Origin of the sequence: Mycolicibacterium austroafricanum (assembly GCF_902705885.1) — a bacterium.
GTDB lineage: Bacteria > Actinomycetota > Actinomycetes > Mycobacteriales > Mycobacteriaceae > Mycobacterium > Mycobacterium vanbaalenii_A.
In genome coordinates this window covers 37,144-50,545 of sequence record NZ_CACSIP010000015.1, presented here as the reverse complement: position 1 = coordinate 50,545, position 13,402 = coordinate 37,144, and the positions used below count along the sequence as shown (strand labels likewise).

At 68.9% G+C, this 13,402-nt stretch carries 12 protein-coding genes; 1 reads left to right on the top strand and 11 read right to left on the bottom strand.

Annotation, left to right across the window (positions count from 1 at the left end):
• Positions 1-127: 127 nt before the first annotated feature.
• The 10 genes from BEMPMBAN_RS11925 to BEMPMBAN_RS11885 all read right to left on the bottom strand — a co-directional run bounded on the left by BEMPMBAN_RS11925 (position 128) and on the right by BEMPMBAN_RS11885 (position 10,038).
• Complete coding sequence (locus BEMPMBAN_RS11925) at positions 128-1,522, bottom strand: amidase (RefSeq protein WP_159230590.1); 1,395 nt, start codon at positions 1,520-1,522, stop codon at positions 128-130.
• Positions 1,519-3,006 (bottom strand): permease, encoded by a 1,488-nt coding sequence (locus BEMPMBAN_RS11920; RefSeq protein ID WP_234897424.1) that lies wholly within the window; start codon positions 3,004-3,006, stop codon positions 1,519-1,521. The genes BEMPMBAN_RS11925 and BEMPMBAN_RS11920 overlap by 4 nt, the downstream gene beginning before the upstream one ends.
• A gap of 120 nt (positions 3,007-3,126) precedes the next feature.
• Positions 3,127-3,573 carry a RidA family protein gene (locus BEMPMBAN_RS11915; RefSeq protein WP_234897423.1) on the bottom strand — a complete coding sequence of 149 codons (447 nt, stop codon included), beginning with the start codon at positions 3,571-3,573 and terminating at the stop codon, positions 3,127-3,129.
• Positions 3,563-5,161, bottom strand: coding sequence for a gamma-glutamyltransferase family protein (locus BEMPMBAN_RS32580; protein ID WP_234897422.1), 1,599 nt, complete (start codon positions 5,159-5,161; stop codon positions 3,563-3,565). The genes BEMPMBAN_RS11915 and BEMPMBAN_RS32580 overlap by 11 nt, the downstream gene beginning before the upstream one ends.
• Positions 5,161-5,517, bottom strand: coding sequence for a Rieske (2Fe-2S) protein (locus BEMPMBAN_RS11910; protein ID WP_159230588.1), 357 nt, complete (start codon positions 5,515-5,517; stop codon positions 5,161-5,163). Before BEMPMBAN_RS11910 ends, BEMPMBAN_RS32580 begins: the two co-directional genes overlap by 1 nt.
• A gap of 28 nt (positions 5,518-5,545) precedes the next feature.
• Positions 5,546-6,997, bottom strand: a complete 1,452-nt coding sequence (locus BEMPMBAN_RS11905) for an aldehyde dehydrogenase family protein (RefSeq protein ID WP_159230587.1) — start codon at positions 6,995-6,997, stop codon at positions 5,546-5,548.
• Complete coding sequence (locus BEMPMBAN_RS11900) at positions 6,994-8,241, bottom strand: NAD(P)/FAD-dependent oxidoreductase (RefSeq protein ID WP_159230586.1); 1,248 nt, start codon at positions 8,239-8,241, stop codon at positions 6,994-6,996. The genes BEMPMBAN_RS11905 and BEMPMBAN_RS11900 overlap by 4 nt, the downstream gene beginning before the upstream one ends.
• Positions 8,238-8,591 (bottom strand): Rieske (2Fe-2S) protein, encoded by a 354-nt coding sequence (locus BEMPMBAN_RS11895; RefSeq protein ID WP_159230585.1) that lies wholly within the window; start codon positions 8,589-8,591, stop codon positions 8,238-8,240. The genes BEMPMBAN_RS11900 and BEMPMBAN_RS11895 overlap by 4 nt, the downstream gene beginning before the upstream one ends.
• A gap of 72 nt (positions 8,592-8,663) precedes the next feature.
• Positions 8,664-9,383: an iron-containing redox enzyme family protein gene (locus BEMPMBAN_RS11890; protein WP_159230584.1), complete on the bottom strand. Its 720-nt coding sequence runs from the start codon at positions 9,381-9,383 to the stop codon at positions 8,664-8,666.
• A 202-nt stretch (positions 9,384-9,585) separates the two neighbouring features.
• Positions 9,586-10,038: a GlcG/HbpS family heme-binding protein gene (locus tag BEMPMBAN_RS11885; RefSeq protein ID WP_159230583.1), complete on the bottom strand. Its 453-nt coding sequence runs from the start codon at positions 10,036-10,038 to the stop codon at positions 9,586-9,588.
• A 213-nt stretch (positions 10,039-10,251) separates the two neighbouring features.
• Here BEMPMBAN_RS11885 and BEMPMBAN_RS11880 point away from each other — a divergent pair, with 213 nt between their 5' ends.
• On the top strand, positions 10,252-11,922 hold the full coding sequence (locus BEMPMBAN_RS11880) for a PucR family transcriptional regulator (protein WP_234897421.1): 1,671 nt from the start codon (positions 10,252-10,254) through the stop codon (positions 11,920-11,922).
• A gap of 3 nt (positions 11,923-11,925) precedes the next feature.
• Here the strand turns inward: BEMPMBAN_RS11880 and BEMPMBAN_RS11875 are convergent, their stop codons facing one another.
• Positions 11,926-13,314 (bottom strand): MFS transporter, encoded by a 1,389-nt coding sequence (locus BEMPMBAN_RS11875; RefSeq protein ID WP_159230582.1) that lies wholly within the window; start codon positions 13,312-13,314, stop codon positions 11,926-11,928.
• Positions 13,315-13,402 lie beyond the last annotated feature (88 nt).

The following is a 13,402-nucleotide window of genomic DNA, read 5'->3' as shown; positions in this document are numbered from 1 at the left end:
GCGGTCTTTGTCACCGAAGAGCACGCAGGGTCATCTGCGAAAGACAACCGAGGTCTGCCCAAGGCAACCCCCATATACTAGGTGAGCTCTTGGAATGCTCCAAATCGTGGCGACCTGCAGTTATCGGTCAGGCCATGCCTTCGAACGCCGCGGCCGCCGCCAGCACCAGCGCGTCAGCGTGCCGCCGGCCGACGATCTGCAGTCCCACCGGCGCCCCGCCGACGCGTCCCGCGGGGACCGAGATCGCCGGCTGACCGGTCAGGTTGAACGGAAACGTGACCGCCAGCGCGCCCCAGTGATCCACGGGTTGGCCCGCGATCTCGGTCGGCATCGGTCCCTCGGCCGGAAACGCAGGAACCTGCGTGGCTGGGGTGAGCAGCAGGTCAAAACCCTCGAACGCCACGGCCATCTCGGCCACCAAGGCCGCGCGGGTTTCATGAGCGTGCACGAGCGCGTCCGGGCCCAGCGCCTCGGCTGCCTCGACGTAGCGACGCACCGACGGGTGCATGTCGCGCCCGGGGAGCGCAGCGCGGACCTGGCCGTAGACCTCCGGTGCCGACAAGGCGCGGAAGGCCGTCCCGCACGCAGCATCGACCGTCACGTTTACCGGCACCCGGCGGGCACCGGTCGCTGCGATGAACATCTCCGCCGCCGACTCGGTGACGGCCGCCACCCGCGGATCACACGGCGCGTTTCCAAGTGTCGGCGTGAAGGCCACCCGCAGCTCGCTCAGATCCGTTGCGAAAAGCCGGTCCTCGTAGCGGAACGGCGGGGCGGGCAGCGAGGCCCGGTCGTAATCGTCCACTCCGCACACACAGTCCAGGAACCGGGCGGTGTCGGCGACGGTGCGGGTCAGCACCCCGTAGTGGTCGTTGTCGGCGACCCCCCGATGCCGCGGACCGCGCGGAACCAGCCCGTAAGTGGCCTTGAAACCCACCAGCCCGCAGTACGAGGCAGGGATACGGATCGAGCCGGCGCCGTCGGTCCCGGTGGCCATGGGCACCATGCCGGCGGCTACCGCGGCCGCAGACCCTCCGCTGGATCCGCCGGGTGTCAGATCGGTGTTCCACGGGTTACGGGTGACGCCGTGCAGCGCCGACGCGGTGTAGGAGGCGCGGCCGAACTCCGGCGATGCGGTCACGCCGATCGGCACCGCACCGGCAGCGACGGCCCGCGCCACCAGCGTGCAGGTGTGGTCGGCGATCCGGTCGGAGTACAGCGTGCTGCCCATCGCACAGGGCCATCCCGCGACCGCCTGTAGTTCCTTGACACCCATCGGCACGCCCGCCAACGGACCAGGGTCGACGCCGCGTGCCACCTTGGCGTCGATGTCACGGGCCAGTTCGAGCGCCCATTCGGTGTCGATGTGGACAAACGCGTTCAGGTCGGCGTTGAGCTGTTCGACAAGCGAAAGTGTCCTGCTCACAACATCACTGGCGCTCACGTCGCCCGAGCGGACACGCGCGGCCGTTTCGACCACCGTCGCGCCCGCGGGCACGCTGCCGTTCGTTGCGCCGTTCACAACAGCATTATCGACACAACCGAGGTGGCCACCACGAGCCCGCACACCACCGGCACGAACAGTCGCCGCGCCAGGTCCATCACCGAGACACCGGTGAGGCCGGCGACGACGATGAGCGACGACCAGATGACCAGGGTGCCGCCGCCGGTCCAACTGGCCCCGTTCTGGGCGATCGCAGCAAGCGTGGCGACGTCGGCGCCCGAACCCTCACCGAGCGATGCGGCCAACGACCCGGTGAACGGCAATCCCGGCCAGCCACTGCCGTCGAGGCCGATCACCATGCCGATCAGCAGCATCGCAAACGCAGCGAACACCGGTATCTGCGGGATAAGTGGCTGCACCGAGGCGACCGCGTCGATCAGGAAGCCCGGAGCGGGCGCATCCGGCGGCAGGTCGAGGATGGCCCCGGAATAGTCCGACAGCCCCATGTAGACGAACCCCGCGACCGGGATCACCATCCCCATCGACCGGAACGCGAACGTGATGCCATCGGTGAAGTGCTCTCCGACGTCGCCCAGCCAACTCTTGCGACCGTCCAGGAAGCTGATGGCCACCAGCGCCAGCGCGGCGGCCCCGCCCACCAGTGGCGCCCCGAGTCCCTCGTCGACGTTCGGGATCCACGGCGTGAAGCGGCCCAACAGCATGTAGGCCAGCAAGACAGCGAACAGGGCGGGCACCGCGATCGCGATGAGCCGCGCCTTCGTGGTCGGCGACGTCGACTCGCCGGTGCGTACCCGAACGGCAACCGAATCGCCAGCACCGGAACCGCTTTCGGTGGCGGACTGTATCGGTCCGACCGGACCGGCGGAAGCTTCTGCGACGGGTAGCGTCACCTCCGAGGCGGCGACGGGATCGAGCATCTTGGTGCGGACGTCGCGAAGGTAGGCGATCGTCAACGCCACCACGCCTGCGATCAGCGCAATGATCGTCGCCCGGTTGGCGATGAGGCTCGCGGAGACCCCCGCCCCCTCGGCAGAGAGTGCCGGTGCCACACCCATGACCAGATCCGAACTCAGTGCCATGCCTTGACCGGCGATGGCGATGGCCAGCGCGGCCCCGAATGGCGGTAGGCCGACCCGCACGGCCGCCGGCAGCAGGATCGCCGCGATCAACGGCAGCACCGGGGTGGGCCAGAACGACAGTGACAGCAGAAACGTCACCACCGCAAGCACCAGGTAGGAGATGTGACCGTTGCGGAACAAGCCGCGCAACGGCCGGATCATGATGGTGTCGGCGCCCGCGTTGCGGACCGCGCCGAGCATCGCGGTGACCAGAGCGATGATGATGAAGATCGGCAGCAGCTCACGGGTGCCGATGATGGCCGCATTGAACACTGCGCCCAGGCCCGTGGTGACGCTCCCGGAGTAGGCCACCCCCGTGAGAAATGTTGCGATCATCGCCGGCGCGATGACGTTTCTCTTGGCGACGACGGTCGCGATCAGTGCCACGAGGCCGAGCAGGTACATCCAGTGAGCGATCGACACAGACATCACCATCCAATCGGGAGCGGCTCGACGCCGGACGAACCGGGATGAACCGCAGTTGGCGAGAGTCTTTCCAACCGTGGATCTCCCGGCAATGACCACAGCGCACACATGATGTCGTCACGCCCTGTGCACATTCTCCAGCGCAGCGGCAACCAGCTGCACTTCGACGGGCGCGCCGGACGGCAGCGCCGATACCCCGATGGCACTGCGGGCCGGCAAGGCGCCGGCGCCGAGCGCCGCCGTGATCGCCTCGGAGGCGCCGTCGGCCACCATCGAAGCCTCGGTGAACTCTGCCGTGCACGCGACGTAGATCGTCATCTGCAGACAGCGCAGCCCGGTCGAGTCCCGCGGCAGGACCGATCTGGCGGCCGCGAGGGCATTGGTCGCGGCCAGGCCCGCGGCCGCACGCGCCTGCGCCGCGGTCAGGGTCCGCCCCACCACACCGGTCACCGTCAGGACGCCGTCTCGCCGCGGGGTCATGCCCGCGGTGTAGATGACCCCGCCGTGGCAGATCGCCGGCACGTAATCGCCCTGCGGCGCGGGCGGTCCGGGGTCAGTCGACACCGAGCGCGATCCCTTCTTGCCGCGGATCGGCTGCGCCGCTGAGGATCCCACGCTCGTCGCGGGAGATGACCTGTGCGCTGCCGCCTCCCCCGAGGGCTGGCTGAACCACCACGTGGTGTCCGACGGCCGACAGCTCCGCACGCAGTGTCGGAGCCAGGGTCTCCTCCACGCGCAGTTCTGCCGTTGCCCCGAGCACGTCGGCATCCGATCCGGGGAAGACCGTGAATCGGGGCGCCGAGACCGTCTCTGCCGGGTCCAGGCCGTGATCGAGCAGGTGCGAGAGCATCTGCATGTTCCACTGCACCTGGCCGTCGCCCCCCGGGGTGTTGCCGACGTGCAGCAGCGCACCGTTGTCGTCGGTGACGATCCAGGCGTTGAGGGTGTGCAGCGGTTTCCGGCGCGGCGCCACCTCGTTGGGGTGTCCGGGAATCAGGTAGGCGCCGCGGCCCAGGCGGTTGTTGAGCACCACCCCGGTCCCCGGCACGGTGAACCTCGCGCCGAACGTGAAGGCCAGCGAGTGGATGAAGCTGACGGCGCGACCGTCGGCGTCGACGGCGACCGTCGACGTGGTGTCGCCGGCGGCGACCTCGATCGGCGCCCACTTCTCACGTCGCTCGTCGAGGTCATGACGCTGGGCTTCGATCCGTTCGGGTTCCAGCACGTAGTGCGCGCCGTCGTTCTGACTGCCGCACAGCGCAAGCCGGTCGGTGAACGCCAGCCGCGCCGCGCGGGCCAGCCGGTCGATCGCCGGCAGCGACATCCAGCCGTGGAAACCCACCTCGGCATCACACAGGGCGGCCTGCTGCAGCACCATCCAGCCCGGAGTCGGCAGCGGGGTCTGGTGGACGACGGCACCGGCGTAGCGCCCGGTGATCGCAGGCTCCGGACTGATCACGCCACCGGCGGCCCATTCGTCACCGCTGAACGGTGCGCCACCGGCCTGCAACGCGGACACGGCCCGGTGGCCGAACTCCCCGGTGTAGAAGCCGCCGGGGTCGCGGGCCAAGGACCGGATCGATCCGGCCAACTGCGGGTTGGCCATCCTGGCCCCGAGATGAGGAGCGGCGCCGGTGCGGGTGTACACCTGTGACAGCCCGGGGTCGGCGCGCACTGCAGCCAGCGCGGTCGCGACGTCTCCGGAGGTGCGTGCCGAACAGGGCAAACCGTCCTCGGCTGCGCGGGCCGCCGGCTCCCACAACTCGGTCAGCGCCCTGGTGGCGCCACCGATGTGCAGTGCGGCCAGAGCGGCGGGCGCTCCAGGCACCGCCACCGCCAGCGGCCCGTCCAGTGGAATGCTGGAAATCCCTCGCGCCGTGTAGAATTCCGAGGTCCCGCCGTCGGGTCCGAAGCCGGAGCCGTTGATCGTCCAGACCCGGCCGTCGGGTTCGCGGACGATCGCGAACGCGTCGCCACCGATGCCACACTGCCCGGGCAGGGTCAGCCACGTCATCGACGCCATTGCCAGCGTGGCGTCGATCGCGTTACCCCCGTCGGCCAGGACCCGTGCCCCGGCGAGGCTGGCAGCCGGGTGGCTGCTGCTGACCATCGCGCCGACTGAGAGCGTCGCCGGCCGAATCCCTTCGGTCATCAGAGTTCCCGGCGCATCCGCCGGGTCGGGCCCGCTGGCGCCTCACCGGGTCGCACCCCGACGAAGATCTCACCGTCACGTTCCTCCACGGGGAAGGTCTTGATGGGTTCGGTGGCCGGTGGGCTGATGGGTTCGCCGGTTTCGAGATCGAAAGCGCTACCGTGACAGGAGCATCCGATGCCATCATCGCGGAGTTTGCCCGAGGACAGCAGGCAGTCCAGGTGCGTGCAGTAGTTCGACGTCGCGTAGGCCTTGCCGCCCAGCCGGGCCACGGCGAACTCGTGCTCGCCGGCGTAGAACCGCCGCACGATCCCTTCGGGGACCTGGCCCGACCGAGCCACACGAACGAATTCCATTGCCGTACTCCGCATTCTCTTCGGGCCGTCAGGCGACGGGGTTGAGGTAGACCGTCTTCTCATTGAGGTAGAACTCCATCATCGAGGCACCGGCCTGCTCCTTGAACGTCGCGGTGGACGATGACTTGTAGCCGCCGAAGGGCGCGTTCATCGCCATCCCGGTGGTGGGCTGGTTGATCTTCACCAGCCCACTGCGGGAAGTCCTGGCGAAGCGTTGCGCGACGGCGAGGTCGCCGGTGACGATGGCAGCCGACAACCCGAACTCGGTGGCATTGGCCAGGTCGATCGCCTCGTCGAGTGAGCCGGCACGTTGGAACGCGAGCAGTGGACCGAACACTTCGTCTGTGACGATCCGCATGTGCGGTTCGGCGTCGCTGAACACTGCGGAGCGGACGAAGAAACCACCGGGACTACCGGCAACGGTCACAGTGTCGCCGCCGCAGCACAGCGTGGCCCCCTCGTCGGTGCCGATGCGTACGTAGTCGGTGAACTTCTGCAACTGCTCCGCGTTGGCCAGCGCACCCATGTCCACGTCGGCCGCTGCGCCGGGCCCCACCCGCAGGGCCCGCGCCCGGGCGACGACGCGCTCGAGCACCGCGTCGTGCAGCGCCGCGGTGGCAATCACCCGGCTGGTCCCGGTGCACGCCTGGCCGGACAGGCCGAACGCGCCCTTGACGATCAGTGCCGCAGCCCGATCCGGATCGGCGTCGTCGGCCACGACCACCGGGTTCTTGCCGCCCATCTCGAGCTGCACCCGGCGGTGCGGGCCCACCTGGCCGTGCAGCAGCCGGCCGACCCGGGTCGAGCCGGTGAACGTCAACGCCGCGACGCGCTCGTCGCCGGCCACCGCCGCGCCTGCCGGACCTGCGCCCTGCACCAGCGCGATCGCCTGGGCAGGCAGCCCCCCGGCCAGCAGTGCCTCGACCAGCCGTTGGCCCATCAGCGGGGTGACCTCAGACGGCTTGAACACCACGGGATTTCCGACGGCCAACGCGGGCCCCAGCTTGCGGGACGGGATGTTCAGCGGGAAGTTCCACGGGGTGATCGCGCCGACGATGCCGACCGGCTCGCGAATCGTGTACAGCAACGTCTCGCCGGCGGCAGGGTAGGTCGCGCCGGCGCACCGGGTCGCTTCCGCAGCGTAGAACCGCAGGTTCGCCGGTGTCCGGCTGACCTCCATGGTGGCCTCGGCGGTGGTCTTGCCCTCCTCGCGCACCAGTTCACCGATCAGCTGGGCCGACCGGGATTCCAGTTGCATCGCAGCAGACTCCAGGATCGCTGCCCGCCGCTCCGGCGAAGTCGCCGCCCACTCCGGCGCCGCCTTGTCCAACGCGTCGACCGCAATGCGGACGTCGTCGGGTCCCGAGGCCGGGAAGGTGCCGATGACGTCGGCCGGATCAGCCGGGTTGCGCCTGGTGAAGGTCTGGCCGGAGACTGCCGGCACCCAGCTTCCGTCGATGAAGTTCGCACCTTCGATCATGTCCGTACCTGCGCTTCCAGCTCCGGTTCTTCGTCGTACACGAGATCGAACAGATCGACGTCGTCGTCGCACAGGGTGGACGCGTCGACTGTGCGGCCGAGCAGTTCCCGGGCCGCGGCGATGTCCTCGCCCCGCTCGACGGTGAAGGCTCCGCACAGGGTTCCGCCGTCGAAGTAGAAAGCGGTGAACTCGAGGGTGTCACGATCGCCCCGGATGACCGGCTCACCGCGTGCCGTTCCGACGAATTGGAGGTTGCGGCCGAACTGGTCCGACCAGAACCAGTTCGGTTCGTCACAGACGGCGTCCCTGCCGAGCATGGCGTGGGCCACCGCGGCACCCTGGCGGCTCGCGTTGTCGAAGTGCTCCAGTCGTACGTGCCTGCCGGCCCGTGCGGAGAACCGCCGGGCGACGTCACCGGCGGCGTAGACGTTGGGGACCGACGTGCGGCCCGCGGCGTCGACGACGATGCCGTTGTCCACCTGCAGCCCCGACGCGATGGCGGTGCCGACATTGGGCACCATCCCGATGCCGACCACCACCGCGTCGGCTTCCACCGGCGCCGCCGCGCCCTCGATGTCGATGAGCACGCCTTCGGCGGTGGTGCGCACCCCGGAGACCGGGGCACCGCAGCGGATGTCGATACCGTTGTCACGGTGCAGCTGCGCGACCAACTCCCCCATCTGTGGCCCGACGATTCGGCCGAGCGGTACCGGGTCTGTCTCGACGACCGTGACCGCGGCACCTGACGATGCCGCGGTGGCGGCGATCTCGAGCCCGATGAAACCGCCGCCGATGAGCGCCAACCGGCGTCCCGGTGTCAGTAGCGGCGCCAGCCGTCGGGCATCCTCCAGGGTGCGCAGGTAGTGCACCAGGTCCGGCCGCGGCCCGGGCACCGTCAGCCGTCGCGCGCTCCCGCCGGTGGCGAACAACACCGCGTCGGCCGCGACCGGCGCACCCCCATCCAGCTCCACGGCGCCGGAGAGGGTATCCACCCGCGCCACCGAAGCGCCGGTGACGATGTCGATGTCGTTGTCGGCCACCCACTTCGGCGGCAGGATCCACAGGGAGTCCTCCCCGTCGACACCGGCGAGGAATTCCTTGGACAGTGGCGGTCGCTGGTACGGGGGATGCGGCTCGTCGCCGATGAGCACGATGCGGCCGTCGAATCCGCGGCGGCGCAGTGTGCGGGCAGCGACCGCGGCCGCCTGGCCGGCGCCGATCGTGACGTAGGTGCGACGGGTCATGCCCGCGCCTCCTCTCCGGTGTGCAGGGGTGACTCCCGCGGTGTCGGGTTCACGTAGACGGTGCCGCTCTCGTCGACGCGCACCGGGTAGACGGGTTGGCAGCGGTCCTGATCGGCTTCGTAGCCGGTCTCCAGGTCGAACTGCCACTGATGGCCGGGACAGATCACCTTGCCGTGCAGAAGGGTCCCCCGGGACAGCGAACGATCCTGGTGCACACAGAGATCGGCGAAGGCGTACACCCGATCCTGGGCCTGGAACAACGCGATGGCCACGCCGTCGAGTTCGACCCGCAGTTTGCGGCGCCGGCTCAGCTCCTTGGTGGTGGCAACCGCTACCCAGTCCGCGGTCATGACGGCTCCTTCCGGCGACTTCGGCGTGGTTTCGACCGATGGGCGGTCGAAACCACGCCGAAATCCAGACGATCAGACGAGGGCGGGCTCCAGCTCGGCGGCCACATAGCTGTCGTAGAGACCCTTGGTGTAGGAAAACCGCATCTCGGCGCCCCACCGCACCATCTGCAGGCAGCGCTGCTGCAGTGCCGGGGTGTCGGCATGGTCGAGCACGATCTGGTAGCCGCGCTCGCCGTGCACCACGTCGGAGGTGATGTGCAGGTCGAAGAACTCGATCTCGTCCTCGGTGAACTTGTAGACCTCACGCAGCGGGACGATCTGCTTGGTGTAGATGCTAGGCACCTGCGACTCCAGCCCGACCACCAACGCCGCGGTGGCCACGACGAAGTGCTCGCGCTGGGACACCGCGTAACACCAGGACTGCAGTCCCCGGGTGATGGCGTTCATGTTGTTCGGGTCCTCGATCCGTTCCTTGGTGGTGCCGCACGCCTCGCCGAACTTGATCAACAGGTCGGTGTGCCGGATGTCGGCGAGTTCCTCCTCGTACATGTTCTGCAGCGTGAAGTCCTTGGCGCCGGTGAACTCGTCGGGGGTGTTGGAGTAGATGTTGGCCAGGTAGTCGGCGAACGGCCCGACGTAGTGGAAGTGGTTCTCGGCCCACCGCGCGAAGTGATGTCGCTGCAGCCGGCCCTCGGCCCAAGCCTTGGAGAACGACGCGTTCTTCGCCTCGCGGCCCTTGATGGCGTTCTCCAGCTCCGCGCGGAACTCGTCGCGGCCCAGTAGTTCGGTCATCTGTTCAGCCCTTTCAGATCGACGTCAGTTTCTGACGAGATCGTTTGTCGTAGTGAGGTTTCCGCTCCGATGCGGAGGTCGGTACTTCCTGCCGAGTCCAATTCGACTGTGCACCTTCGACGTTAGCCAGTCGGAGGTACGCCGACCAGGTACACAATCACCAGCGGTGGGCGCCCGGACCGGTCAAGATGCACATGAGCTGTCAGCGCCGGGCGACGGCGGTCGTCAGCGTCTCGAACTCGGCGAGCATCGCCGCGCCCACCGCCTTGTCCTGTGTGCCGTTACCGCCGCTGATGCCCACCCCGCCGACGATCTGGCCGTCGAACACCAGCGGGAAGCCGCCGACGAAGATCGCGAACTTACCCGGCAGCATGTGACTGATGCCGAAGGCCTCGTTACCCGGCAACGCTGGTCCGTCCGGCGCCTCGTTGAACAGGTGGGTGGCGCGCTCATGGCCGGCCGCGGTGAAGGCCTTGGCGATCGCGATGTCCACACCCGTCAACCGGGCACCCGGAAGGCGATGCAGGGCAAGCACGTTGCCCCCGTCGTCGCATACGCACAGCGTCTGTTTGACGCCGATCTCTTCCGCCTTGGCGCGGCCGGCGGCCAGCAGGGGCAGTGCGTCGTCGAGGGTGATCCGGTGAATCTGATGCATGTAGTTGCCTCGCTTGTGGATTCGGGAATGTCGGGCTCGAAACGATGCCTCGCAGCAATGTCTATCAAGGCGCCGAACCTGACGGCAGGGTCACATTGACCTGTTTCAGGTCGCCTCAATGGTCAATCTGCACATAGTGTGGGGTGAACACTTCGGTGTATTCGATGTACGGACGCCGAATTCCGCGCATCAGCGCAGTTGGGACAGGTGAAGATGTCACCTTCGAGAAACGACGACGATCGGATGACCGTCGCGGGGTTGCTCGACGAATCGCTGATGGCCCAGGCCCGGGTAATCGCAGGCGGCGATCGTCTGCACCTGGAGCTGGTCTGGGTGTTGCCGCTGGCCGAGGTCCTCTCCCGGCCCGATCCACTCGACGGGGTGGCGGTCTACACCCGACCGCAGGCGCTGCTGGGCAACCACGGCACGCTCACCGCGCTGGCGGCGCGCGGCGCCACCACGCTGCTGGTGGACGGGACTGTGCCGGCGGACTTCCCGCAGTCGGGGCTGCCCAGTGGGCTGGTGATCATCGAGATGGGCTTCCCGGTCGGTTTCGCCGCGCTGAACCGTCTGCTCGCCGAACGTGCGCTGAGCCAGGAAGTGCACGTGATGCGCTACTCCACGCATGTGCACGCCTCGCTGGCCGGGCTCTTCCACCGTGGCGCGGGCTCGCAGATGTTGATCCGCGAAGTGTCCAACCTGGCCCGCAATCCCGCGGTGGCGCTCGATGCCCGCGGCAACGTGGTCGCCGAGAACGGCCTCGGCGCCGAGGCCGCCGACGTGATCGTCGCGTCAATCCGGCCGAAGCTGGCCGAAGGGCTGCCGGCGGCGCGGCGGACCGCCGGTCATGAGACCCGCGTGGACACGGTCGAGGGGCCGAACGGTTGCACGTGGACGGCGATCGCCAGTGCGATCCGGCTCGGCAAAGCCTTCGAAGGATGGGTGCTGGTGCTGGTTCCGACCCCGGAGCCGGGCGTGCACGACGTTGCCCGCCATGTGGTGATCACCGAACAGGCCACCGCCATAATCGGGTCGGAGATGTTGCGCCAGCACAGCGTGGACGAGGCCGAGGAACGCGCCCGCGGCGATTTTGTGCAGGCGCTGGTGCACGGCAGCTTCTCCAGCGAGCATGACATGCGGGCGCGGGCCGAGTACCACGAGATCGACATCGACACCCGGTTCGGCGTCTTCGTCGCACCCGGTGTGCTCCCCCGCGGGGTCGACAACCCCGCCGCGAGCATGGTGCGGCTGGCGCGCTATGCCGCAGGAGTCGCCCCCGATCCGTCGGTGCGTTCCTACGTCACGGTCATCGGCGACATCCTGGTCGTCGTGCGATCACTGCGCGGAGAGACCAACCAGCAGTTGCGGGCCGAGATGACCGACTATGCCGACGCGATGGCCGTCGAGCTCGAGCAACGCCGCGGCGCACCGGTCGCCGTCGCGTACGGCCGGCCTGCCCGCGGCGCGACCCAGGTGTCCGACAGCTACCGCGAGGCACGCGTGGCACTGGGGATCGCCCGCCGGCTGGGACGCAACGGCGCCACCGCATATCACGAGCTGCGCAGCTTCACGGTGCTGGCCGACATCGCCGACACCGAACACACCCGGGCGCTGCTGCGCGACATCCTCGGGCCGCTGCGTGCGGCACCCGACCTGCTGGAGACGCTGACCGGTTACCTCGCCCACGGCGGTAACGTCAACGCGACCGCGCGGGCCCTCAGCGTCCACCGGAACACCATGCTGGCCAAGCTGGATCGCGTCTCCCGCTCGATCGGACTGGACATCAGGCTCCCGGAGCATCAGTTCACCGCGTGGCTGGCCATCCGGCTCGACATGCTCACCGAGGTGCGCTCCGCCGTCGAAAGGGAAGCCAGCTTCCGCTGAGCCTCAGCGTGGCAGCGGCTGCGGATCCGGGCCGAGGAACGAACTCACCAATCCGAGTACCACGACGCCGGCGGCAACGGTGAACACCACCGGGTAGGTGGCCACGTCGAGTGCGATCGCCACCCATGCGGCTCCCACCGCCGAACCGCTGAACCTGATCAGGTTGTACAACCCCAGCCCGGTCCCCTGCGCGCCTGCCGGTGACCGCGTCGCCCCGGTGGCCGCCGGCGTCTGGACGAGCGCGATGCCGACGCCGGTAACCACCAGCATGCCCACCAGGAACGCCGTCTCCAGCCGCTCGTCGGTGATCCGGCCGGACACGGCGACCGCCAGTGCGAGCTGTCCCGCGGTCAGCAGGGTCAGCCCGGTGCGCAACACCCGGCGGGGCCCGAGGCGGTCCTGGTATCGCCCGACGAGCGGTCCGAGCACCACCATCGTCGCGGGCACGGCCAGCAGCACCAGCCCCGCAGTCGAGGTGGATCGCCCACTGTCCACGACGAACAACGGCACCGCGAGCAGAGTGGCACCCAGGCTGAACATCAGCGCAAACGCCGCCAACGAGCTACGGGCGAACCGCGTCTCGGCGACGAGCCGCACCTGTACGAACGGTGCGTCGGTGCGCAGACTGTGCCAGACGAAACCGGCCAGTATCACCATTGCCGCCCCGATGAGGCTGATCACTGCGACCCAGGTTCCGGGCTGCGGGATCAGCGCGACCCCGAGAATCAGCGCGCCGGAGCCGACGGTCAACGCAACCGCACCGGCGACGTCGAACGGGATCCGCAACCCGGGGAAGGCCGGGATGTGCAGCATGGTGCCGATCAAGCCGGCCAACGCCACCGGCACCAGCGGGACGAACACCCATCGCCACCCCGCGGCGTCGGCGATGAACCCTCCCATCGTCGGCCCCACGGCCTGTCCGATCCCGTTCACCGAGGCCCACACCCCGACCGCCCGCCCCCGGCGTTCCCCGGAGAACAACCAGGTGAGCAGCCCCATGACTGCGGGCGCGAAGGCAGCCGCGACAGCGCCGCCTGCGCAGCGCCACGCGATGAGCAGCGGAAGCGACGGGGCCGTCGCGGCTCCGATGGCGCACACCGCGGTGCCCACCAGCGCGACGCAGTACACCCTGCGTCTGCCGAAGCGGTCGCCGATCCAGCCGACCAGCGGCATGGTGGCGGTGAACGTCAGCAGGAAACCGACGACGACGAACACCCCGCTGCCCAGCGGGGCGTCGAATTCGGCGAGGATGGCCGGCAGCGGCACGTTGACCACGTTGTTGCTCACCGTGCCGACCAGCGTTCCGGCCATCAGCGCTGCCAGCGCCAGCGGGGTGCCGTCACCACCCGCCGCCGCGGATCCGGCGTCGGTCCGGCTGTCGGTATCAGTCATCGTGGGCAACTGTGCCATTCGGGGGCACCCGACGGCAGCGCCCGTCCGGGCCAACATGCACAGAGATCCCGAGTGCAGTTGGGCACCA

Bases quoted from the DNA above. Each gene is read 5' to 3' on its own strand.
- BEMPMBAN_RS32580 (WP_234897422.1), bottom strand. From the start codon at position 5,161: ATGACCGAAGGGATTCGGCCGGCGACGCTCTCAGTCGGCGCGATGGTC.
- BEMPMBAN_RS11910 (WP_159230588.1), bottom strand. From the start codon at position 5,517: ATGGAATTCGTTCGTGTGGCTCGGTCGGGCCAGGTCCCCGAAGGGATC.
- BEMPMBAN_RS11905 (WP_159230587.1), bottom strand. From the start codon at position 6,997: ATGATCGAAGGTGCGAACTTCATCGACGGAAGCTGGGTGCCGGCAGTC.
- BEMPMBAN_RS11900 (WP_159230586.1), bottom strand. From the start codon at position 8,241: ATGACCCGTCGCACCTACGTCACGATCGGCGCCGGCCAGGCGGCCGCG.
- BEMPMBAN_RS11895 (WP_159230585.1), bottom strand. From the start codon at position 8,591: ATGACCGCGGACTGGGTAGCGGTTGCCACCACCAAGGAGCTGAGCCGG.
- BEMPMBAN_RS11890 (WP_159230584.1), bottom strand. From the start codon at position 9,383: ATGACCGAACTACTGGGCCGCGACGAGTTCCGCGCGGAGCTGGAGAAC.
- BEMPMBAN_RS11885 (WP_159230583.1), bottom strand. From the start codon at position 10,038: ATGCATCAGATTCACCGGATCACCCTCGACGACGCACTGCCCCTGCTG.
- BEMPMBAN_RS11880 (WP_234897421.1), top strand. From the start codon at position 10,252: ATGTCACCTTCGAGAAACGACGACGATCGGATGACCGTCGCGGGGTTG.
- BEMPMBAN_RS11875 (WP_159230582.1), bottom strand. From the start codon at position 13,314: ATGACTGATACCGACAGCCGGACCGACGCCGGATCCGCGGCGGCGGGT.